This is a genomic window from Staphylococcus simulans, from assembly GCF_002994445.1.
Classification (GTDB): domain Bacteria; phylum Bacillota; class Bacilli; order Staphylococcales; family Staphylococcaceae; genus Staphylococcus; species Staphylococcus simulans_B.
Window position 1 is genome coordinate 92,681 of the sequence record NZ_MRZJ01000004.1, and the last position, 20,929, is coordinate 113,609.

At 36.8% G+C, this 20,929-nt stretch carries 17 protein-coding genes; 11 read left to right on the forward strand and 6 right to left on the reverse strand.

Annotated features, from left to right (window positions below; genetic code table 11):
* Positions 1 to 89: 89 nt before the first annotated feature.
* The 5 genes from C7N65_RS06895 to C7N65_RS06915 all read left to right on the forward strand — a co-directional run bounded on the left by C7N65_RS06895 (position 90) and on the right by C7N65_RS06915 (position 5,476).
* Positions 90 to 1,442: an isochorismate synthase gene (locus tag C7N65_RS06895; RefSeq protein ID WP_105993741.1), complete on the forward strand. Its 1,353-nt coding sequence runs from the start codon at positions 90 to 92 to the stop codon at positions 1,440 to 1,442.
* Positions 1,435 to 3,111, forward strand: a complete 1,677-nt coding sequence (gene menD / locus C7N65_RS06900) for a 2-succinyl-5-enolpyruvyl-6-hydroxy-3-cyclohexene-1-carboxylic-acid synthase (protein ID WP_105993742.1) — start codon at positions 1,435 to 1,437, stop codon at positions 3,109 to 3,111. Before C7N65_RS06895 ends, menD begins: the two co-directional genes overlap by 8 nt.
* Positions 3,098 to 3,907, forward strand: a complete 810-nt coding sequence (gene menH / locus C7N65_RS06905; RefSeq protein WP_105993743.1) for a 2-succinyl-6-hydroxy-2,4-cyclohexadiene-1-carboxylate synthase — start codon at positions 3,098 to 3,100, stop codon at positions 3,905 to 3,907. Before menD ends, menH begins: the two co-directional genes overlap by 14 nt.
* Positions 3,900 to 4,718 (forward strand): 1,4-dihydroxy-2-naphthoyl-CoA synthase, encoded by an 819-nt coding sequence (gene menB / locus C7N65_RS06910; protein WP_105993744.1) that lies wholly within the window; start codon positions 3,900 to 3,902, stop codon positions 4,716 to 4,718. Before menH ends, menB begins: the two co-directional genes overlap by 8 nt.
* A 308-nt stretch (positions 4,719 to 5,026) precedes the next feature.
* The gene (locus C7N65_RS06915; RefSeq protein WP_105993745.1) at positions 5,027 to 5,476 is read left to right on the forward strand and encodes a MarR family winged helix-turn-helix transcriptional regulator; all 450 of its coding nucleotides are present in this window, start codon (positions 5,027 to 5,029) and stop codon (positions 5,474 to 5,476) included.
* 148 nt (positions 5,477 to 5,624) lie between these two features.
* Here C7N65_RS06915 and C7N65_RS06920 read toward each other — a convergent pair whose 3' ends face one another.
* A complete protein-coding gene (locus C7N65_RS06920) occupies positions 5,625 to 6,788 on the reverse strand; it encodes an aminotransferase class I/II-fold pyridoxal phosphate-dependent enzyme (protein ID WP_105993746.1) in 1,164 nt (387 codons plus the stop codon).
* A gap of 145 nt (positions 6,789 to 6,933) precedes the next feature.
* Positions 6,934 to 7,938 carry an acyltransferase family protein gene (locus C7N65_RS06925; protein WP_105993747.1) on the reverse strand — a complete coding sequence of 335 codons (1,005 nt, stop codon included), beginning with the start codon at positions 7,936 to 7,938 and terminating at the stop codon, positions 6,934 to 6,936.
* A 148-nt stretch (positions 7,939 to 8,086) separates the two neighbouring features.
* Between C7N65_RS06925 and C7N65_RS06930 the strand changes: the two genes are divergently transcribed.
* The gene (locus C7N65_RS06930; protein WP_105993748.1) at positions 8,087 to 8,506 is read left to right on the forward strand and encodes a MarR family transcriptional regulator; all 420 of its coding nucleotides are present in this window, start codon (positions 8,087 to 8,089) and stop codon (positions 8,504 to 8,506) included.
* A 108-nt stretch (positions 8,507 to 8,614) separates the two neighbouring features.
* On the opposite strand, the gene C7N65_RS06935 is transcribed toward C7N65_RS06930, so the two are convergent.
* The 4 genes from C7N65_RS06935 to C7N65_RS06950 all read right to left on the reverse strand — a co-directional run bounded on the left by C7N65_RS06935 (position 8,615) and on the right by C7N65_RS06950 (position 14,958).
* On the reverse strand, positions 8,615 to 12,250 hold the full coding sequence (locus tag C7N65_RS06935; RefSeq protein WP_105993749.1) for a glucosaminidase domain-containing protein: 3,636 nt from the start codon (positions 12,248 to 12,250) through the stop codon (positions 8,615 to 8,617).
* A 445-nt stretch (positions 12,251 to 12,695) separates the two neighbouring features.
* Positions 12,696 to 13,118, reverse strand: coding sequence for a GNAT family N-acetyltransferase (locus C7N65_RS06940; RefSeq protein WP_105993750.1), 423 nt, complete (start codon positions 13,116 to 13,118; stop codon positions 12,696 to 12,698).
* A 96-nt stretch (positions 13,119 to 13,214) separates the two neighbouring features.
* Entirely contained in the window at positions 13,215 to 13,685 is a 471-nt protein-coding gene (locus C7N65_RS06945; RefSeq protein ID WP_105993751.1) for a DUF2538 family protein, read from the reverse strand.
* A gap of 19 nt (positions 13,686 to 13,704) precedes the next feature.
* Positions 13,705 to 14,958 carry an LCP family protein gene (locus C7N65_RS06950; protein ID WP_105993752.1) on the reverse strand — a complete coding sequence of 418 codons (1,254 nt, stop codon included), beginning with the start codon at positions 14,956 to 14,958 and terminating at the stop codon, positions 13,705 to 13,707.
* 476 nt (positions 14,959 to 15,434) lie between these two features.
* Between C7N65_RS06950 and C7N65_RS06955 the strand changes: the two genes are divergently transcribed.
* The 5 genes from C7N65_RS06955 (at position 15,435) to C7N65_RS06975 (ending at position 20,919) form a co-directional block, all read left to right on the forward strand.
* Positions 15,435 to 17,087: a phospho-sugar mutase gene (locus C7N65_RS06955; protein ID WP_105993753.1), complete on the forward strand. Its 1,653-nt coding sequence runs from the start codon at positions 15,435 to 15,437 to the stop codon at positions 17,085 to 17,087.
* Positions 17,088 to 17,139: 52 nt separating this feature from the next.
* Positions 17,140 to 18,267 carry a serine hydrolase domain-containing protein gene (locus tag C7N65_RS06960; RefSeq protein WP_105993754.1) on the forward strand — a complete coding sequence of 376 codons (1,128 nt, stop codon included), beginning with the start codon at positions 17,140 to 17,142 and terminating at the stop codon, positions 18,265 to 18,267.
* A 56-nt stretch (positions 18,268 to 18,323) separates the two neighbouring features.
* A complete protein-coding gene (locus C7N65_RS06965) occupies positions 18,324 to 19,481 on the forward strand; it encodes a serine hydrolase domain-containing protein (RefSeq protein ID WP_105993755.1) in 1,158 nt (385 codons plus the stop codon).
* 179 nt (positions 19,482 to 19,660) lie between these two features.
* Positions 19,661 to 20,275, forward strand: a complete 615-nt coding sequence (locus tag C7N65_RS06970) for a PepSY domain-containing protein (RefSeq protein ID WP_105993756.1) — start codon at positions 19,661 to 19,663, stop codon at positions 20,273 to 20,275.
* 314 nt (positions 20,276 to 20,589) lie between these two features.
* On the forward strand, positions 20,590 to 20,919 hold the full coding sequence (locus tag C7N65_RS06975; protein ID WP_105993757.1) for a PTS lactose/cellobiose transporter subunit IIA: 330 nt from the start codon (positions 20,590 to 20,592) through the stop codon (positions 20,917 to 20,919).
* Positions 20,920 to 20,929: the final 10 nt, after the last annotated feature.

The following is a 20,929-nucleotide window of genomic DNA, read 5'->3' on the forward strand; positions in this document are numbered from 1 at the left end:
TTAAATGTGCAAATCAAAGTACAGTTGAAGTTAAAAAATGATACAATGAGATAATGTGAATAAGTAGAATGATGAAAGAAGTGAGATAGATGACTGTAAGTGTCAAGGATGATCAAATTCTCGACGCAATATATGAAAGCCAAACAAAATGGGTTTCAGTGGAGGTCAAAATTGACCAACCGACCAATCCGATTATGCTGTTTCAAATAACAGAAGATAAGGCCGATGACCGCTTCTATTTCAGAGAAAACTCTGGCGAAACAGCCTTTTTCGGGTTCGACGCGCTTTTAAAGCTGAAAAATGATTATGAAAATAAACAAACCATTTTCCGTGAATGGGAAAACTATAAAAATGATATTGCACTCATCCATCCAGATTCAGAAAAACATCACTTGAAAGTATGCGGAGGCTTCCAATTCTCCAGTCACAAATCAGATGATGAATGGCGGCAATTCGGGTTAAATCATTTTGTGCTGCCGAAAATACTGATTACATTGGATGAATCAGCCACATATATTACGTATACCGTATTAAGAGAAGAATTCGATATTGAAGTGCTGCATGACATTGTCGACAAAGTTGCACATACTAAAGTACAACCGACTCAACCAAACGGCAATATTTCACGCAGCGAAGATATTTATAAAGAAGAGTGGCTTGAGCTGGTACAAGAAGCGATTGATTCTATGAATGACGAAGAAAAGATTGTATTAGCACGCAGACGCTTGATTCGTTTTGATCAGAATATCGATATTGCCTATATTTTAGAAAATGCGATGAAGAACGAATCCAACAGCTATATATTCGTCATGCAATCAGAAGGGTCAATATTCTTCTCTCAAACACCTGAACAGCTGATGGAAGTTGAAAATCAAGTACTTTCAACAAAAGCAGTAGCCGGTACCATCCGCCGTACATCTGACGAAGAACAAGATAAGAAACATGTTGATGCGTTCTTGCAAGACAGTAAAAATTTACAAGAGCATCATTTTGTAGTGCAAAGTATCTTAGACGATATCGCACCTTACGTGAATAAAGTGGATTATAATACACATCCGAAAATCTTAAAAAATGACCATCTCTACCATTTATATACTGAGATTGCAGCCGACCTTGAAGACAAGACTTATATCGGATTGCTGGATCGTTTGCATCCGACACCTGCTTTAGGCGGTTATCCTAAAGATAAAGCAATGGACTTTATCGAACAAAAAGAATTCGGAACAAGAGGTCTGTATGGTGCGCCAGTAGGGTATATTGATATGGAAGATAATTGCGAATTTATCGTCGCAATCCGTTCAATGCTGATTAAGCAAGACCAAGCAACTTTATATGCAGGTTGCGGGATTATTAAGCAATCAGATCCAAAGAGTGAATTAGATGAAACGACACTTAAATTCACTCCGATGATGAATGCTTTAGGAGTCGAAAATCATGGATAATCATCAAACTAAATTAACCAAACAAGTCTTTACACTTGCTTCAGAAGTCTATGCATACGGCATCAGGGAAGTTGTGATCAGCCCAGGCTCACGCTCAACACCTTTAGCATTAGCTTTTGAAGCACATCCGGGTATCAAGACATGGATTCATCCAGATGAACGCAGTGCATCTTTCTTTGCGCTGGGTTTGATTAAAGGCAGCAATCGTCCTGTCGGGATATTATGTACTTCTGGTACTGCAGCAACCAACTATACTTCAGCAGTAGCAGAAAGCGACATCAGCAACTTGCCTTTAGTGGTGTTCACAAGCGATAGACCACATGAATTGCGCGGTATCGGTGCACCTCAGACACTAAATCAAGTGAATATGTTCCAAAACTATGTCAGACATCAATTCGATATGCCGTTGGCTGATGATTTTGATGGTGCATTAGATGTTATCGACTATCAAATGCAGATTGCCAGTCAATATTTTGCAGGACCTAAACGCGGCCCTGTACATTTCAATCTGCCTTTCAGAGAGCCGTTGACACCGGATTTTGAAATGACAGAATGGCTGACAATGGATGAAAAAATCATTCCGAGATATCAAAAGACAACAACGATTGAATCAATCAAGCCGTTATTGAAGAAAAAACGCGGCCTTGTTGTAGTAGGAGATATGCAGCATCAAGATGTCAGAGAACTATTACCGTTTGCGACTGTGCATGATTTACCTATACTTGCAGGTCCATTAAGCGGCTTGCGCCAATCCGGCCATCCGAATATTATTTCAACTTACGATTTGTTATTCAGAGCAGGCCTTAATCCTAAAGAAGTTGATTTTGTGATTCGTGTCGGCAAGCCGGTACTTTCTAAAAAGCTGAACCAATGGCTTAAAGCAACGGATGCTTATCAAATTGCTGTACAAAACAGTGCACAGCCTGATGCCTTTCCGACACCGGCAGATATTACCTTTGAAATGACACCGAATGATTTCTTCAGAACACTTGGAGATGTACCGACTGCTTATCGCAAACAATGGATGACACGTTGGCAGAATATGAACAGCCAAGCTATCGCAGAGGTGAAAAGTTATATTGACCATGCGACAGATGAAGCTGCTAATGTTGGTATTTTATTAGATAAGATGACAAAAGAAGATACTTTATTTGTCAGCAACTCTATGCCAATCAGAGATGTAGATAATCTGTTTGTCGATTGCCAAGCTGAAATTTATGCCAATCGCGGTGCGAATGGAATTGATGGTGTGGTCTCTACTGCTATCGGAATGGCCGTGCATAAAAAAGTAACGCTATTAATCGGAGACTTGGCATTCTATCATGATATGAACGGACTATTGATGGCAAAACTCAATGATATTCATATCAATATAGTACTTTTGAATAATGACGGCGGTGGCATCTTCTCTTACTTGCCGCAAAAACAATCAGCCGCAAAGTACTTTGAACGCTTATTCGGTACACCGACACACTTGGAGTTTAAACATGCAGCGATGTTGTATGATTTCGGTTATGAATTACTAGATACTGTGGAAGACTTTAAATATACGTCTTTATCACAATTAGAATCGTATGTTTATGAAATTCGTACAGATCGCGAAGATAATCGAAAACAGCACCAAATTTTATATCAGAAATTGAGTGATATTGCGAATGTTGAATTATAACTTTTATGAAAGTAAAACAACGTCTCAGCGTTTATTAGTGATGCTGCATGGATTCATCAGCGATGCTTCAACGTTTGACCAGCACATCAAAGCATTAACTGAAAAAGTAGCGGTCTTAACGATTGAACTGCCGGGACACGGACAAGATCAAAGCGATGCAGCTCAGACATGGAATTTTGAATTTATACGTGATGCGCTGGATGAAGTGCTGGCACAATTTGAACCGTATCAAATATATCTGCATGGTTATTCCATGGGCGGTCGTGCGGCTTTGTATTATGCATTGCACGGACATCAAACGCTTGAAGGTTTGATACTGGAAAGTACGTCACCGGGAATTGCGGATGAAGAAGACAGAGCATCTCGCAAACAAGTGGATGAGGCACGTGCCAAAGTGCTGGAAATTGCAGGGCTTGAAGTATTCGTCAATGACTGGGAGAAACTTCCGTTGTTTGCGTCGCAAGCAGACAAGATGACAAAAGAAGAACGTAAGCGTCATCGCGAGATGCGTCTAGCGCAAGATCCGAAAGGTTTAGCGAAAGCTTTGCGTGATTATGGTACGGGTCAAATGCCGAATTTATGGCCTGAACTTTCTAATCTTATGCTGCCTGTTTGCTTCATTGTCGGTGAACGCGATGAGAAATTCGTTGAGATTGCTCATAAGATGAAAGCAGCAATTGAAGGAAGCGAGTTGCATGTGGTGGAAGAAGCGGGCCATACGGTTCACGTGGAAGACGCGCAGCAATTTGATATAATAGTATTAGGTTTTTTAAATAAGGAGGAGCAAAATGGCTAGACAGTGGGAAACACTTAAAGAATATGATGAGATTAAATATGAATTTTTTGAAGGTATAGCGAAAGTGACGATTAATCGTCCGGAAGTACGCAATGCGTTTACACCAAAGACTGTACAAGAAATGATTGACGCTTTTTCACGTGCACGTGACGATCAACGTATTTCAACTATCATTTTAACAGGCGAAGGCGACAAAGCATTCTGTTCAGGCGGCGACCAAAAAGTACGCGGCCACGGCGGCTATGTCGGAGATGACCAAATCCCTCGTTTGAACGTACTTGATTTACAACGCTTAATCCGTGTGATTCCTAAACCTGTTATTGCGATGGTACGCGGTTATGCAATCGGCGGCGGTAACGTACTTCAAGTCGTATGCGACTTGACAATCGCAGCAGATAACGCAATCTTTGGTCAAACTGGACCAAAAGTAGGTTCATTCGACGCAGGTTATGGTTCAGGCTATTTAGCTAGAATTGTCGGACATAAAAAAGCACGTGAAATCTGGTACTTATGCCGTCAATACGATGCACAGCAAGCATTAGAAATGGGTATGGCAAACACAGTTGTACCATTAGACCAAGTTGAAGATGAAACTGTACAATGGTGTAAAGAAATGATGCAGCATTCTCCAACAGCTTTACGTTTCTTAAAAGCAGCAATGAATGCAGACACAGACGGTCTTGCCGGCTTACAACAAATGGCAGGAGACGCTACATTGCTTTACTACACAACTGATGAAGCGAAAGAAGGCCGTGACGCGTTTAAAGAAAAACGTAAACCAGACTTCGATCAATTCCCTAAATTCCCTTAATATTCTAGGGGTATATCAATCAAATATTCAACCCTGTTTAAAGGACAAACATTGCTCTTTAAACAGGGTTTTTCTGTATAAAAATTGTCATAGATTAGAAGAAAAAGTAATGAAGCGCCTCTAATGTATCTCTGTGAAATTAATAACAGTATAATACTTTAAAAACATAATCAAAATTCTTGGTTTAACTTGTCGTGTGTATTAAACAAATTATAAAAAGTAAGTCCAAAATTACTTATTAAATAAAACTATTCCATTGACAATCATTGTTAAATTGAATATATTTTAACGTAGAGGTGAAAAAAATTATGGCGAAAAGTACAAAAAAAGATTTAGATCATGATTTATGCTTTCTTTTTTATATCACGACCAAAGAAGTGATTAATCGCTTCAATAAGTATCTGAAGCAATACAACATCAGTTTTCCTAATTATATTGTCTTATCTTATATTGAAGATGAGGAAGAAATATATGTGAAAACACTTTGCGACAAATTGTATTTAGATTCTGGAACGATTAGTCCCATCGTTAAGCGTTTAGAAAAGAAAGATTTAGTCAGAAGAAAAAGATTGCCTGAAGATGAACGCAAGGTTGTGTTGCATTTAACGCAAGAGGGGAAAGCGTTAAAATCAAAGTTCAAGAACATTTCAACACACGTCATCGATCAGCTTAATCTAGACAGCGATGAAAAACTAGAATACTACAACATGATGCGCACATTCGCAGACAGAAACTTAGAATCAACTAAAGACGACTGATATCATTCTGAATGTATTGAAAGAAGAGGGAATGTACATTGCCATGACAGCGAAAATATTTATTAGGGATAGTATTAAGAGATATATTACGAAAAAATAAAAGTGAGGTAGCACTATTCAAATAGCACTATCTCACTTTTTAAAAGCTTTATTTTACATACTCATTTAAATAATTTTCTAATCGATTCATACCTTCTTTGATGGTATCTAAATCGTAAGCGTACGAAATACGGACATGTCCTTTACCGGCATCTGTGAATGAAGAGCCCGGTACCATAGCGATATGTCCTTTTTCTAATGCGTCCACACAAAAATTGAAATCATCTTCGATATTAAATGGCGCAAGGCTTGGGAAGATGTAGAAAGCACCTTCAGGTTCAGCATCAATCGCAAAGCCCATATCTAATAAACGTTGCTTTAAATATGCCAAACGTTCTTTATACGCTTTATTCATGGCTTTAGGCGCATCAATACCATCGGTTAATGCGGCGATACACGCAATTTGAGCGGGTACATTGGCACAAATCGTATTATAGGCATGCATGAATGTCAATTTCTCTATTAAGTACTCAGGGCCGAGTAAGAAGCCTATACGGATGCCTGTCGCAGAATGCGATTTGCTTAAGCCGCTGATTAATAATAATTGATCGCGTATTTCAGGAAACTCCGCTAAAGAAGTATGTTGACCATTGAATGTATTTTCCGCATAAATTTCATCACTCAAGATGAATATAGCATGCTGCTTTAACTCTTCGGCTAAGTTTGCGGCTTCTTGACGGCTCAAGATAACACCTGTAGGGTTTGTCGGATAGTTAAGCAATATCGCTTTGGTTTTAGGCGTCACATGCGCTCTGATTGCTTCTGGTGTGATTTTAAAGTCTGTTGTTGTCGTATCGATGTACACAGGTTGTCCGCCTAATGTTTCAATTAACGGAATATAACCGGCATAAATAGGACCAGGAATAATAATTTCATCTCCAGGTTCTAAAATACTGCGTAAAGCAGTATCGATGGCTTCGCTTGCGCCGTTTGTGACTACAATTTCTTCTTCAGTATAGTCGACATTGTAACGTTGGTTAAAGTAGCCGCGAATAGCAGTTCTTGTTTCCATCAATCCTTTATTGTGAGAATAACTGGTTTGATCCTTTTCAATTGCTTTGATATAAGCTTCTTTTACAACCTCAGGCATCGGGAAATCCGGTTGGCCGATAGTTAAATTGATACAATCCGGTATATTTTTAATTCTGCTGGAGAATTGTCTGATGCTCGGGGCACGTAAAAATTTTGAATTTGTATTTAAAGATAATTTCACTCTGTTAACACCTCAATTGATTACTTCAATATGCAATAAATGCATCTTATCATATTTTAACACCAAAAAGCGCCTATAAGTCTGAATATAATTAATTTTAAGACATTAAACACTAAAAAAGTGAGACAAACAAATTGTCTCACAGTTAAAATTTGAATTTGGATGGCCGTTCTAAATTGATTGCCGGATTTGTCCATTTCGCAACAAAGTTAGTAGACAGCAGATAGACAATCAGACCGGATAACAGAATCAGATAAATATAAGTCCAAATCGTAATCGGATCTTGGAATGGATATAATTTATAACCTCTGATGATGCCGATAGCTAAGCCATGCAGTAAATAAACATACATCGTACGTTGCCCGATATACGTAAAGAAACGCTTCTTAGACGGCATCAAGTTTAAAAACGAAAACATCGTTAAACAAATGACCGCATAGAGCATCAAACGTTTAAGCGGACTGTATACATCCGGACCATCTAATGAACTATAAGGCGAACTGCCGAGCAGCCAATCTGAATTAATCGGATGAATCGTATACACAACATAAAATGCGACCAATATCAGGATGGAAATCGGTACCCATTTTTTATTGCGCAGCAGCATAGATTGATGTCGATTCATCAAATAGCCTATATAGAAAATAGGGAAGAATACAATGGTTCTTGAATAACTCATGTATTCGCCGATATCAGATGAAAAGCCGGCTAATAAAGAGACAAGTATTGCGATCGGCAATACGAAATAGGGCTTAAAGTTCTTCACGATGACTAAAATGACATGGAACATAAAGAGTGTCAGTAAGAACCAAAGCGCAAAGACCGGATCAAACGGATCCAATTTCAAATTGCTGCTTTTGCCTGTTAAGAAATAATAAACCGAAAAGAATGTAAAGAACACAAAGTATGGAATTAAGAGCTTTTTCGCTACTTTCTCTAAATGATCAGGTTTTCCGATATTTTTCGCAAAGTAGCCGCTGATAAACAGGAATGACGGCATATGGAAACTATATATCAGCAAGTAAAGCGATCCCATATATTTATGATCTTCTACATAAGGATTTAAGAGGTGTCCGAATACAACTAAATAAATTAGAAATGCACGGGCATTATCGAAATAATAATCTCTTTGGGATAGTGACTTATTCATATGTAAACTCCTTTTGAGATTTGGATAATATTAACGTATTATACATGCATAGTTAAATGCAAGATAAACAACTTTTACAAGTTTTTGTTGTATATTTTGCTTGATAAACTTATAATATAACTATTAAAACAAGCGGGGTAAGACATCCATGTATAAACAACTTGAACAACAAATAACACTTACACACAATGATTTAATCATTGTAAACAAACGTTTTGGCCAACGTGCGAATTTAACGACAGAACAAATTGAGCTTTTACGAATTTTGAATGAGCACCATAGTTTATCCCAATTTGACTTAACGATGAAAATCGGAAAAGAACAATCCATTGTTTCTAGATGGATAAAAAAACTTGTCAGTTTAGGTTATGTGACGAGTATACAATCGCGTCATGACTTGCGATGCAAAGAACTCAGTGTGACACCTAAATCTGAAGAATTAATCAATCAAATCAATGCGGCACGTCAAGAATTATTAGAAGCAAGATGCGATCAGTTGTCTTCAAAAGATGTGAAACAGCTTTATGATTTGCTTGTGAAACTGAATAAGAAAAGCTTTTATATTTAAAAGTAGCGCGGAATGATTTTCAAATATTTGAAAGTGTTCCGCGATTTTTTATGTAAGAAGGACCTGCGGAGCAAATATTGCTCAACAGGTCCTTTAAGTTTATACAGATTAAGCTTTGTAAATATCTACATCGAAATATTTACCAGTTTCTCCGATTTTATCGTACATTTGTTTCATTCTTGTCGCGTTATGGCTTGCCCAGTTGATATCTGTTGCATATTGATGTGTCGCAGGAGCTGCTGGGTTCCAACGCATACGATAAAGTGTGTTTTGACCTCTGTCTAAATAATCACTAGTGATGAATTTAGCACCACCGATGATTGCTTTTCCAACAGTGTCCCAACCGTAATGTGCTGCAGTTTTAAAGCCGCCGCGTACTGCGTCAGTATCAATTGCGCCGATACCGAACATGTTGTAATACTTTTTAGTGCCGTTTGTAACGACTTTGTTCGCGTTATCAACATATCCGCCGTTTGCTAAAGCAGAAGTACCGTTGCCAGTTTCAAGAAGGGCATGTGAGATTAAATAAATTTCATTAATATCATATGTTTGTGCTGCTTGTGCAAATGCTGCACCTTGTCCTTCTAAAATACCTTTGCCTTTTAGCAATTTGTTTACACTGTCTACTGACATTTGTTGTGCTTTATCAAGACGTAAGAATTGGTATCTTTGTGTTGCGTCTTGTGAAATAGTTCTAGGATCCATTGCAGTTTTCACTTCGTCTTTAGAAGCGTCTACCCATTTGCCTGCTACATGTTGTACTTTAGGAGACCATGGCAAGTTCATTTGTTTTGCAACTGCTTGGTCTAATGTATTGCTTGAAGTTGTAGTTCTTGTTAATGTGTCGCGCACATCAGCTGATTTTAACCATACAGATTGACCATTTGCTAGTGTGCCATGGTACCAAGTAATACCATTCACAAGTTGTTTTTCAAACACAGTGATGATGTTGCCGTATTGGTCTTTTAATGAACCTAATACTTTGCCGTTCGGCGTATTGTAATAGTAACCGCCTTTGCTTGTTACGATGTAGTCATGGTTGTATTTAACAGCAGGTTGCTGCTTAGTTGCTGTATTAGCTCGGTTTGCTGTAGTTGTTGTTTTAGGTGTTAAAGTTTTTTCAGCAACCCAGCCTGTTTTACCGTTAACTGTACCGTAAACGTAAGGAGTGTTATTAACTACTGTACGTTTTGAAGCGTTGAACGTACCATTTTGTTTATTTAACGGATCGATTAATTGTTTTGATGTACCCCAAGGTGTTGTGTAAAGACCATTATTTTTAGTGTTTACAGTATATTGTCTTGAAGTAGGGGCTGTTTTGCCTTGATCTGCTACTTTAACATCTTTTGCATTCACCCAGCCAAGTGGTGTTGTTAAACCGATATTTTGTAATAAATAGTATAAAGTACCATCTTGGTTGCGTTCACGTGTGATGTTGTAAGTGTAGCCTAAGAATTGTGCAGCTTTTGCACCTTTTTTATCATACACACTTGCACGTAAGCCATAGTTATCTGTTACATATTGACCTAATTTATTAACTACAACTGTTTTGTTTAATGGTGCTTTAGTTGCTGTTGCTGGTTTAGCAGCAGTTTTAGTTACAGCTGCTTTAGCTGTCGGTTGAACTGCTTTTGCTGTAGTTTTAGCTGCTGTTTTAACAGTATTGACTGCTTTAGACACAGTTGATGGTTTTTTAACTGTTGTAGCTGCTTTTACAGCTGGTTTTGTCGTTTTAACTGTTGTAGTCGGTGCTTTCGCAGTTGTTTTAGTTGTTGTTGATTTTGTTGGTGCTTTAGTTGTTGTAGTTTTTGATGGTGTTGCTGTGAATGCACCTTTTACATCTGTTTTCTTAGTAGTTACTGTTGTTTTTGGTGCTGTATAGCTGCCTAATTTTGAGCTTGCAACCCAACCAGATTTGCCGTTCACTGTACCATAAATGTATTGAGAAGGGCTGACTTCTGTTTGTTTAGAAGCTTTGAAAGCTTGTGTGCCTGTACCTGATACTGTCGCAGCTACTTGGCGATCTGTACCCCAAGGTGTGCTGTATAATTTAGTACCTGATTGGATACCGTAAGTTTTAGTATTAGTTGTAACTGGGTGACCGACTTTATATGTTAAGTCGCCAGTTTGAACCCAACCATAGTTTGTACCTTTATTGTAATCCGTAATTAAGTAGAATGATTTTTCACCTAATAACGCTTTTTTAGTTAAACGGTAAGTTTGGTTATTTAAAGCTGAGTTTTGAACGCCTGCTTTATCATAAACTGTTTTGTAAATACCGTGATTTGTTGAAGATAAACGACCTAATGAATCTACTGGGATCACTCGTAATTGAGATGATGTGTTTGTAGTAGGGCGTGTTGTTGTATTTGTACTTGGTTTCGTTGTTGTAGATGTATTTGTATTAGGTGCAGTCGCAGTTGTTGAACCCCAAGGTGCAACTAAACCTTGTTTGATTTGATATTTTTCATTAATCAAGTCATATAATGCATCATAGTTGTAACCGCGTGATTGTAAATAACCATGAGGGTCAACGTGGTCTGTTCCGCCTAAGAAGTTAGAAACAGCTTTATGTGTCCAAACTGTACCTTGACCATCATATTCAGCACTATCTGGTTTTAAACCATAGTATTGCAAGTTTGTAGCTGCATAATCAGCAATGTTGTTCATTTGACGTGCAAATGAGTCGTAATCATGTGTATGCACTAATTCCATATGAATATAACGTTGGTTGGCAACAGGGCCTGCACCCCATGCAAGGTAATCTGTGTTAGCAGTTTCAACGATACGATTACCATCTACGAAACCATGAACAAAGGCGTTTTGCCAGTTGTTTTTCATGTAAGCAACTTCGTTATTCAACGTTGAGTTTTCATTTGCAGTATCGTGAATTACAATGCCTTCAGGTTTGCCGTATCTGTAACTATATTTTGGAATATTATTTGAGTAATCTTGTTCATATGTCGGTACCGTATAGTTTTTGTTACGGATATAGTTATTAATTGAAGAGTTGACTCTTGGTTGATATTTAGGTAATGATGTAGCTGCAGCAGCATATGTTGTTGGTTGCACAGAACGTGTAGAAGTTGTTGTTGACGGTGCAACTGAACGTGCAGCATATGTTGTCGGCTGTACTGAACGCGCCGCATATGTTGTAGGTTGTGCTGTTGTTTCAGCTTTTTGCTGTGTTTGTGTATTAACTTGAGCAGTAGTATCTGCTTGTTGCGTTTGCTGAGCTTGCGCTTCAGGTTGAGCAGTAGTGTCTGCTTGTTGTGTTTGCTGAGCTTGTTGAGCTTGCGCTTCGGTTTGAGCAGTATCAGCTTGTTGTGTTTGTTGGTTTGATTCAGTTTGTGTAGTGTCTGCTGTTGTGTTGTCAGACGTATTGTTTTGAGAATCAGTTGTAGTTTGAGCAGTTGCTCCATTACTTGTATCTGCTTGAGTAGACAATTGATCAAGTTTTGAATCGTAGTTCAAGTTGTTTTCTGTAGTTTTTGGTTGAACTTGGGCAGGGTCTTTGTATTCTTGTGTGCCTGCAATTTGGTTAGTTGTATTCTGAGTTGTTGTTGTACTTTTTGCAGTTTGGTTGTCAGTCGGTTGTTGATTCTGGTTCACATTGCTTGTTGTGTTCGTGCTATCTGCCGAGTCTGTATTGCTTTGCGCAAATGCTTGGTGCGTAGTAATAGCAGTACCTGCAATCGTTAATGCAATGATAGCTGGGGTTTTGTAATGAAACTTTTTAGACATAAAATGATACTCCTTTTAACAATATATTATATTTGAATATATTACAGTCTGTAGATAAACGTCTGGATCGGTATATCGAAAAGTTCCGAGATGTTTGATTCTTAACGTCAAGTAGTTGTATCTGTCGATGACGTTAGAAAATAGATGACTTGATGATGTTATTAACATAATTGTTATAATCAAAACGTGTTAGTAACATGTATCCAGGCCATATCATTTCTACACACATAGCCACTAGCAGACTGAATGAATATGACACTATGTCAAACCTATGTAATATATCATTTTCATATATTATAGTACGACTTAAGACGTATAGAGAGGTTTTTAATCATTTTGTAATGAAACCTTAATCTGAAATGTACTTTGTTTCAAAAGTAAACTTCCACTAAAAATAGCATTAATATACTTTTTGTGTTGTAAATATAGTAAAAAAACAAAGAAATTATAATGATTTCTTCATGACCACATGTTCAATATTTTCTTCTAAGAAGATATCACCTTCAGCTTGATAGCCAAGCGCTTCATAGAAAGGTTGTGCTTGTACTTGTCCGTTTAAAACAGCTTGTGTAAAACCATCTTTTCTTACAGCGTCTTCAATAAATGTCATCAGACTTTTGCCTATACCTTGATTGCGCAATGCTTTTATTACAGCAACACGTTCGATTTTTGCGGCGCCATCGACATTTCTGTAACGTGCCGTTGCGATTGCTTGATCATTTTCATCATAGCCGATGATGTGTGTTGAAGTATCTTCATATTCATCGATTTCATTTTCTAAAGGAACATTTTGCTCGTCTACAAAAACTTCAGTTCTTACGTGAAAGACCTCGTTCATTTCTTTTTTATTCTGTGCTAATTTAAACATAATCATCATCCTCATCTTTTTATTTTAAAGAGTTGTTCTTAGGGTACAAAAAAATCGCTGCAGATGCATGTATTTGCTCTGCAGCGATTGATTTTTTTATTGTGCAAATTTACGTACGATTGCTGTATATTGCCAGAAGATACGCATTTGTGCAATGTTCCAGTTATTCATACCCATTGTGAAGCCTGAAGGTTTGAAGATGTTGACATCTGTGACTTCAAGTGCCGCAGCAATCAAGTATTGAATCGGTACACTGATTGATTTCATTGTTTCAGTAATTCCATTTTCATCGTAAACCCAAGAGAAGGGCAGTTCAGATTGGAATACGTCGACACGATCAAAAATTTCTGGTAATGCGACGATATAACAAGCTCCGTCTATAAATGGGTTTTCTAAGCTGTCTTTGTAATAAAGCAATAGCGCTTCGTAATTTTCTCTATGGGCATGATTGACATAGAAAAATTCATTTCTGAAATGCGCCATATCTTTACTGTGAATGATTTGCTGTTCTAATATCCCAAACATTCCATTAATATTGTTTAATTTTTCATAGGTCTTGCGTGGCATATTCTATCGCTCTCCCTTTCTAATAATATCCTTGATCTGAAGGAGCTTGCTGCTGAGACGGATCCATATTCATATTAGGATCTTGCTGATTTCCTGCATTAGGGTCTTGGTTAAACCCTGCATTTGGATCTTGCTGATTATTCCATTGTTCATTACCCGAATTATTGTTTTGTTCTGTATTATCTGATTGTGTTTCGTCTTCAGATTGATCCTCATCTGTCGTATCTTTTTGATTTTTACGCAACAGACTATCGTCAATAGGTGTTAACGGCATTAATTCACCATAGGCTTTGATGACACGTGAATTTAAGAATTCTTTATTGCTTTTAATCTTAGATAATCCTAAGTCCGAACGAAGCAGATTTGAATATTTTTTGATACTCTTCATATCCGGATTGTAATAGTAAATACCATTCAGTAATTCATTTTTACCTTCAAGCTGTTCAGTTTTAATTTCTAAATCAGCAGGGAGGTAGGTTGTAAGCATTTTTTGAATATCGTCGTTTGATAAATCATGCTTGGAATTCTTGCCGACGATTTTGATTAAGCTGTCTAATTTATTAACTGAATCTAATCTTTGTGCTTTTGTGGCAAGTGCTTTGATAAGATCCATTTGACGTTGTCCGCGTTTTAAGTCTGAATCATGGTATCTTGTTCTGGCAACTGCAAGTGCTTGGTCACCATTTAATTTATGATAACCTTTCTTTACTTTAATACGTCCATCGTCATTAGTGTTCGGTTCGTTTAAATCATAAGGAACATCATAATAAATGCCGCCTAATTCATCAACAGCTTCAACGAAAGCATCCATATCGATACGGACATAATAATCGACAGGTACATTTAATGTAGCTTCCACTGTATCCATAGCAGCAGTAGGACCGCCGAAGGCATGGGCGTGTGTGATCTTATCATAATAGCCTACTTTTGGGATGTAACTTAATGTATCGCGCGGAATACTTAACATTCTGACTTGGCTTTTATCTGGGTTGAAAGTTGAAAGAATCATAGCATCAGTACGTGATTTCTCAGTTGCTTGCCCGCCTTCACGTCTTCCTTTATTATCATCTATCCCTAAGAAAAGTACAGAAATCGGCTCTTTAGAAGGATTGACCTTGCCTTGTCTTAAATTTGAAACTCTGTTTGAGTTGTCACTGAAAGATGAATCGATTGCACTTCGAGAAGTTTTATATAACATCACTGCAAATATAATAGGAATAACGACCAGAACGAGCGAAAGAAGAATTAAAAAATATTTAAAAAATTTGTTCATTACTCTTGCTCCCGGTTTCAATTTTATAAATCAGCAATCATCTAAGAGAAGTTTCTAAAGAGGAACGTTTGGATTGCTGCTGAATTTGCTCATTATAACCATATATTTTAATACTTTTATGGCTAAATTACAAACTTAGTATCCCACCTATTATTTCATACTTAAAGCCATTACTAAAGAAAATTCAGCATTGAATTTCAATGTTTACATTATCTTTACAAAAACGAAATATGTTCAAAATAAAATAGGTTTTAAAATATGATGAGATTTGCATCTGTTTTCAGAGAGTATCAACTTTTACATATGTTGTGATTGATATACTTTTGTATCAAACAACACAAATGCGAAGCAACTTCGTGATTTTCATGAATATGAAATGTATTTCTGAAAAACATCAGTTATAATAAGGTTGTTAAAAATAAATACTCTAATCCATAGTTTAAACATAAGAGAGAGGTACAGAGAGGAGATTAAGTATGAAATTGAATTGGGAGAACAAGATAGAAGAAAGTTTAGTTTCTGAGTTTTATAATACACAATCTGAAAGTTCGAAAGCAGAAGGTTTTGAAGATACTTTAGCTTTTGGAACTGCAGGAATCAGAGGATTGATTGGTTTAGGGCCAGGACGTTTAAATGCGTTTACTGTACGCAAAGTCGCAGTAGGTCTAGCCAAATACTTAAATGATCATAAACCTGAATCGTTAGTAGTGATTCATTTTGATACACGCTTTTTATCGCAAGAATTTGCGCATGAAATTGCGGCTATGCTTGCACAATACGGTGTTAAAGCAGTTGTAGGCAAACGTTATAACTCTACCCCTGAGTTATCATTTGCGGTACGTCACTTAAATGCAGATGCAGGCGTTATGATTACAGCAAGCCATAATCCTAAAGAATACAACGGCATAAAAATTTACGGTGCAGACGGTGGTCAATTACTGCCGAAACCATCTGAAATGCTCAGCAGTTATATTAATCAAATCGAAGATCCGCTTGATTTAGCAGGCGGAGATTTTGAAGACGGCTTGAATCAAGGCCTGATTTCATATTTATCTGATGAAGTAACACAAGCTTATAAAGCAGAAGTTAAAGCATTGGTCGGTGCAATCGAACAGCAAACAGATAAAATTGCGTTAACAAGTCTGCACGGTACAAGCTTGCCGATTTTATCTGAGGTTCTTGAAGATTTGAATTACAGCAATTATGTAATTGAAAAGGAACAGTCTCAACCAGACGGCAGCTTCCCGACAGTCGCATATGCGAACCCTGAAGAAGAACAAGCATTTACTTATAGCTTGCGTTTAGCTGAAAAAGAAGATGCGCAATTAATTCTTGCGACTGACCCTGATGCTGATCGCTTCGGTATGATTGAACGCTACGGCAAAGATGATTACCGCTATTTCAACGGCAATGAAATCGGCTTGATTTTATTGAAATTACGTTATGAACAACTTAAAGCAGAACGTAACGAGCAGCCTTTATTTATGGTTAAATCTATTGTCAGCAGTGCTGCAAGCGACCGTTTAGGCAAAGCACTTGGTTTGCAAGTGAATACGGTATTAACAGGATTTAAGTTCATTTCAGAAATCTTGCAGAATAAGCAAGATACAAATGAACAATTAGTGTTAGGTTATGAAGAAAGCCATGGTTATTTAGCGGCACCATTCTCTAGAGATAAAGATGCGATTCAAATGATTCCGCTTGTGGTGAAATATAAAAATGAACTTTCAAGCCAAGGCAAAACTTTCAAAGATGTATTGCAAGAAGTGTATGAAATTACTGGAACATTTAAAGATGAAACGATTTCACCTAAATTTGAAGGCGCTGCAGGCAGACAAAAAATTAATGACTTGTTAGAAAATTTCCGCAAGCAGCAGCCACAAACACTTGTTGGTTTAGAAGTTAAACAAATTGAAGACTATCAAACTAAAACAATTGTAGATTTAGCAACACAACAGCAAACAGAAACGACTTTACCTGAAAGTAATTTAATCCGTTTTATCTTTGATGAAGGATTTATTGCCTTAAGACCTTCAGGTACTGAACCTAAAATCAAAGTCTACTTCTCTCTGAATGTAGAAGATTTAGACAAAGTCGTAGCACAATTTGAACAAGAATATTTAGCTTAAGTACCAATAAATTAAACTTTCAAGAAAGAACTCACGATAAAAGAGGAAAATAATGAAAAACAAAGCAAAACATAGCATTGTGTTTATAGTTGCAGTGGCGATATTAGCAGTAACGTTTTCATACTTTTTGAACTGGCGGTACCAAAGCAGGTACAGCATAAAACAGCCAACCGTTGCGGCGGAAAATAAATCATCACACGGCTACCAAAAAGTAATGGATTCTAACGCTGCGTATCAAAACGTAGATCGTTATTTAAAGCAGCAGCATTTCAACGGGAACATCACCATCTACCATAAAGGAAAGTTGGTGATGGACCAATCTTACGGTTATCAAGATTTTGAAGCAATGAAGCCGACGACGCCGAATTCAATGTATCTCATTGGTTCAGCACAAAAATTTACAACAGGCTTGATGCTGAAAAAATTAGAAGTTGAAGGGAAAGTCAATATCAATGATCCGATTGATAAATACTTGCCTTGGTTTAAAACAAGCAAACCGTTGATTTTAAAAGATATAATGCTGCATCGAAGCGGATTGAAGAAATTCAACGGCAGTCCTACTGCACATAGTATTGAAGATGTGGCCAAAGAGTTGCAGCAAGCTGATATTCAACCAGGTATGTATAAAAAGCATTTATATAGCGATGGTAACTACATTGTATTGGCTACTGTCATTCAAAGCATCACAAAAGAACCTTTCGCAAAGTATTTCAACGAAACATTAAGAAAACCTTATGACTTAAGAAGAACTGCTTTTTATAATGAGAAGAATTATGAGTCGGATATGGCGAAGGGTTACGATGAGCATAGGGCATTACGTCATCCTAAGTATATGGAGCAGTACTACGGCGCTGGAAATTTATTTATGTCAACGAGAGATATGGCTAAATTGATATTGAATTTTCAAGAAAACAAAATTTTTCCTGAGTCTATAACCACACCTATGCTGTTTGAGTTTAAGACACCAGCTTATCCAAGTATATATAGATATGGCTTTACGACATATGGACAACAACATAGAGTGAATGGAAACTTCTTTGGCGAAAAGCTCACTTCTTATTTCAATAATGATTATATAGTCGTTATTGCATCAAATTATAAAAGCGATAAAAACGAAAATCATTTGAAATATGTTTATACTAAACTTTTAAATCAACCTGAGCCGAAACAACCAAAATAAGAATCGTATTATTTTTTCAACATCTTTAGAAAATACATCATCAGAAGAGGAAAGTAATGAATAGAAAAATTTTAAAAATCATGATATTTGTAATCGCAGTTGCGCTTATAGCTGTTGTGATTTCATATTATTTAAATTGGAAACATCATAGGCACTTTGGTGCCCTGCAGCATGATCCGCCGACTGCAGTTAAAAAAGCAAAAATTCCTGAAGATTATAAGCCGGTGACTAAAGATCCGACGCTGCAATACGAACAGCTTGATAAATATTTGAAAGAAGTTAAGTTTAATGGAGATATTGCAGTCTTTCATAGAGGAGAATTAGTGTTTGATAGGGGATACGGCTATCAAGATTTTATTAACGATAAAAAGTCTAATACGAATTCAATGTATTTAATCGGGTCTGCACAAAAATTCATGACAGGTATGATGCTTAAGCAGCTTGAATTAGACGGCAAAATCAATATGGATGATCCGGTCACGAAATATCTGCCTTGGTTTGAAACAGGCAAACCTTTAGTACTGCGTGACTTTATGCTGCATCAAAGCGGTATTCAAAAGTTTCATCCTAAGGCAAGTGTCCATAGTATTGATGGGGCTGTGCATATGCTGCAAGAACAAGGATTGCAGCCGAATATGTTCAGAGTACATCAATATAATGATGCGAACTATATTGTATTGGCACGTGTCATCGAAGCTGTTGTGAAAAAGCCGTATGCTGACTATTTTAATGAGAAGTTTGTGACACCGTATCATTTAAATCGTACAGCATTTTATAATAATAATTCTTTCAAACCTTATATGGCGAAGGGTTATGATGACTTTAAAATACTTGATCCCCCTTCTTATTTGGACCAATATTACGGTGCAGGCAATTTATACATGGCACCGCGTGATATGGGTAAACTTGTTGCTGCTTTGCAGGAAAATAAAATTTTTCCTAAATCAGTGACTGATCATTTACTGTATGAAGTGTTAACGAAAGATTTTCCGCATGCGTATCGTTATGGGTTTTATAGTTATGGCGGAAGCGGCAGAACGAATGGTATATTCTACAGCCAGCAGTTTACCTGCTACTTTAATAAAGAGTATATTTTAGTAATGGGTACAAATTACCAAAAACCAGTGGGTCAAAATGAAGTTTATATGAGAGAGGTATTCATGCATTACTTGAATCAACCTGACCCGACTGCTTTTAGAAAAACAATACAATAACAAAATATGAATTTTCGACTGTCTCACAAAATTGTGTTCAATGATGTGAGACAGTTTTTTGCATTTTTTTCAAATAATAAGTGAAAATATCATTTGCAATTGTATATCAACACTTATTAATGGGTATCATCTAAATAATTCCTTTACAAAAGGGTAAAAGAAAATAAGGAGGAATCGATATGCAGAAAAAAATGATTTCATTATTAGTAGCATCAGGTTTAGTACTTGCGGCTTGCGGCCAAGGCGGCTCAAGCGACGAAAATAAAAATGATCAAGAACAAAAAGCGAATACTGACCAAAAACAATCAGGTGATACTTCTAGTACATCTGAAACAGGTAAAAACAGTAACACTGTTAAGTTAGAAGATATTAAAATCAAGCCTGAAGAAGCAATCAAAACTGCTAAGAAAGAATATGATGGTGAATTAAAAGAAATCTCATTTGAAAAAGAACAAGGCAAATGGGCTTATAAAATCGACTTGCAAAAACAAGGCGAAGAAGCTGAAGTTATTATCGACAGCAAAAATAACAAGGTCATCAATAAATCAACTGAAAAAGAAGATGACTACGATAAAAATAAATCATTCGAATATAAAGACTATAAGTCTTATGAAGAAATCATCAAAAAAGCCCAAGATCAATTTAACGGCGACATTCACGAATGGTCACTATCTAAAGATGATGATGAAGGTAAATTCGTTTATGATGTAGACTTACAAAAAGGTAATGAAAAACATGAATTCAGTTTTGATGCAAAAACAGCTAAAATTTTAAAACAGGAAAAAGATGACTAATCTTTTTTGTTTGGTGGCTGCCTAGATAACTAGGCAGTCTTTTTTTGTGTTGATGTAAGGGAATACATTTAAATTATAAAAGCGCTGCCAATTTTATGATGATTATGTGACTGATTTGTCATAAATCACTTGAAACCCCTATATTTTTTAAAAATAGAATTGACTAGAACGAGTAAAAAAGCTACATTATTATTGTGAACAAAAACGAACAATAACGAACATTCGTGCTGCGATGATTAAAAGAGTGTTTGATTGTTTCGTTGGCGTTGATATTTATTAACTTACTTTTTATTACATCTTAAGGGGGAAACACCATGAGCAATAAAGAAGAAAACATGATGATTGGCTTCACAATCGTTGCGATTGCAGGTGATGCACGTAGAGAAGTTATGGCGGCTTTAGCTGCTGCAAAAGAAAATAACTTTGATCAAGCACGCCAACATATTGTTGAAGCCAACAACTTTATTACTGAAGCACACAAAGAACAAACACAAATGTTAGCGAAAGAAGCAGCAGGAGAAGCATCTGATATTAGTTTTATCATGGTACACGGTCAAGACCATTTAATGACTACAATGGCGCTTAGAGACGCAGCAAACTACATGATTGACTTATATGAACAACTCCGTGACTTACAACACTAATAAGCAGGTG

Bases quoted from the DNA above. Each gene is read 5' to 3' on its own strand.
- C7N65_RS06895 (WP_105993741.1), top strand. From the start codon at position 90: ATGACTGTAAGTGTCAAGGATGATCAAATTCTCGACGCAATATATGAA.
- menD (WP_105993742.1), top strand. From the start codon at position 1,435: ATGGATAATCATCAAACTAAATTAACCAAACAAGTCTTTACACTTGCT.
- menH (WP_105993743.1), top strand. From the start codon at position 3,098: ATGTTGAATTATAACTTTTATGAAAGTAAAACAACGTCTCAGCGTTTA.
- menB (WP_105993744.1), top strand. From the start codon at position 3,900: ATGGCTAGACAGTGGGAAACACTTAAAGAATATGATGAGATTAAATAT.
- C7N65_RS06915 (WP_105993745.1), top strand. From the start codon at position 5,027: ATGGCGAAAAGTACAAAAAAAGATTTAGATCATGATTTATGCTTTCTT.
- C7N65_RS06925 (WP_105993747.1), bottom strand. From the start codon at position 7,938: ATGAATAAGTCACTATCCCAAAGAGATTATTATTTCGATAATGCCCGT.
- C7N65_RS06930 (WP_105993748.1), top strand. From the start codon at position 8,087: ATGTATAAACAACTTGAACAACAAATAACACTTACACACAATGATTTA.
- C7N65_RS06935 (WP_105993749.1), bottom strand. From the start codon at position 12,250: ATGTCTAAAAAGTTTCATTACAAAACCCCAGCTATCATTGCATTAACG.
- C7N65_RS06940 (WP_105993750.1), bottom strand. From the start codon at position 13,118: ATGTTTAAATTAGCACAGAATAAAAAAGAAATGAACGAGGTCTTTCAC.
- C7N65_RS06945 (WP_105993751.1), bottom strand. From the start codon at position 13,685: ATGCCACGCAAGACCTATGAAAAATTAAACAATATTAATGGAATGTTT.
- C7N65_RS06950 (WP_105993752.1), bottom strand. From the start codon at position 14,958: ATGAACAAATTTTTTAAATATTTTTTAATTCTTCTTTCGCTCGTTCTG.
- C7N65_RS06955 (WP_105993753.1), top strand. From the start codon at position 15,435: ATGAAATTGAATTGGGAGAACAAGATAGAAGAAAGTTTAGTTTCTGAG.
- C7N65_RS06960 (WP_105993754.1), top strand. From the start codon at position 17,140: ATGAAAAACAAAGCAAAACATAGCATTGTGTTTATAGTTGCAGTGGCG.
- C7N65_RS06965 (WP_105993755.1), top strand. From the start codon at position 18,324: ATGAATAGAAAAATTTTAAAAATCATGATATTTGTAATCGCAGTTGCG.
- C7N65_RS06970 (WP_105993756.1), top strand. From the start codon at position 19,661: ATGCAGAAAAAAATGATTTCATTATTAGTAGCATCAGGTTTAGTACTT.
- C7N65_RS06975 (WP_105993757.1), top strand. From the start codon at position 20,590: ATGAGCAATAAAGAAGAAAACATGATGATTGGCTTCACAATCGTTGCG.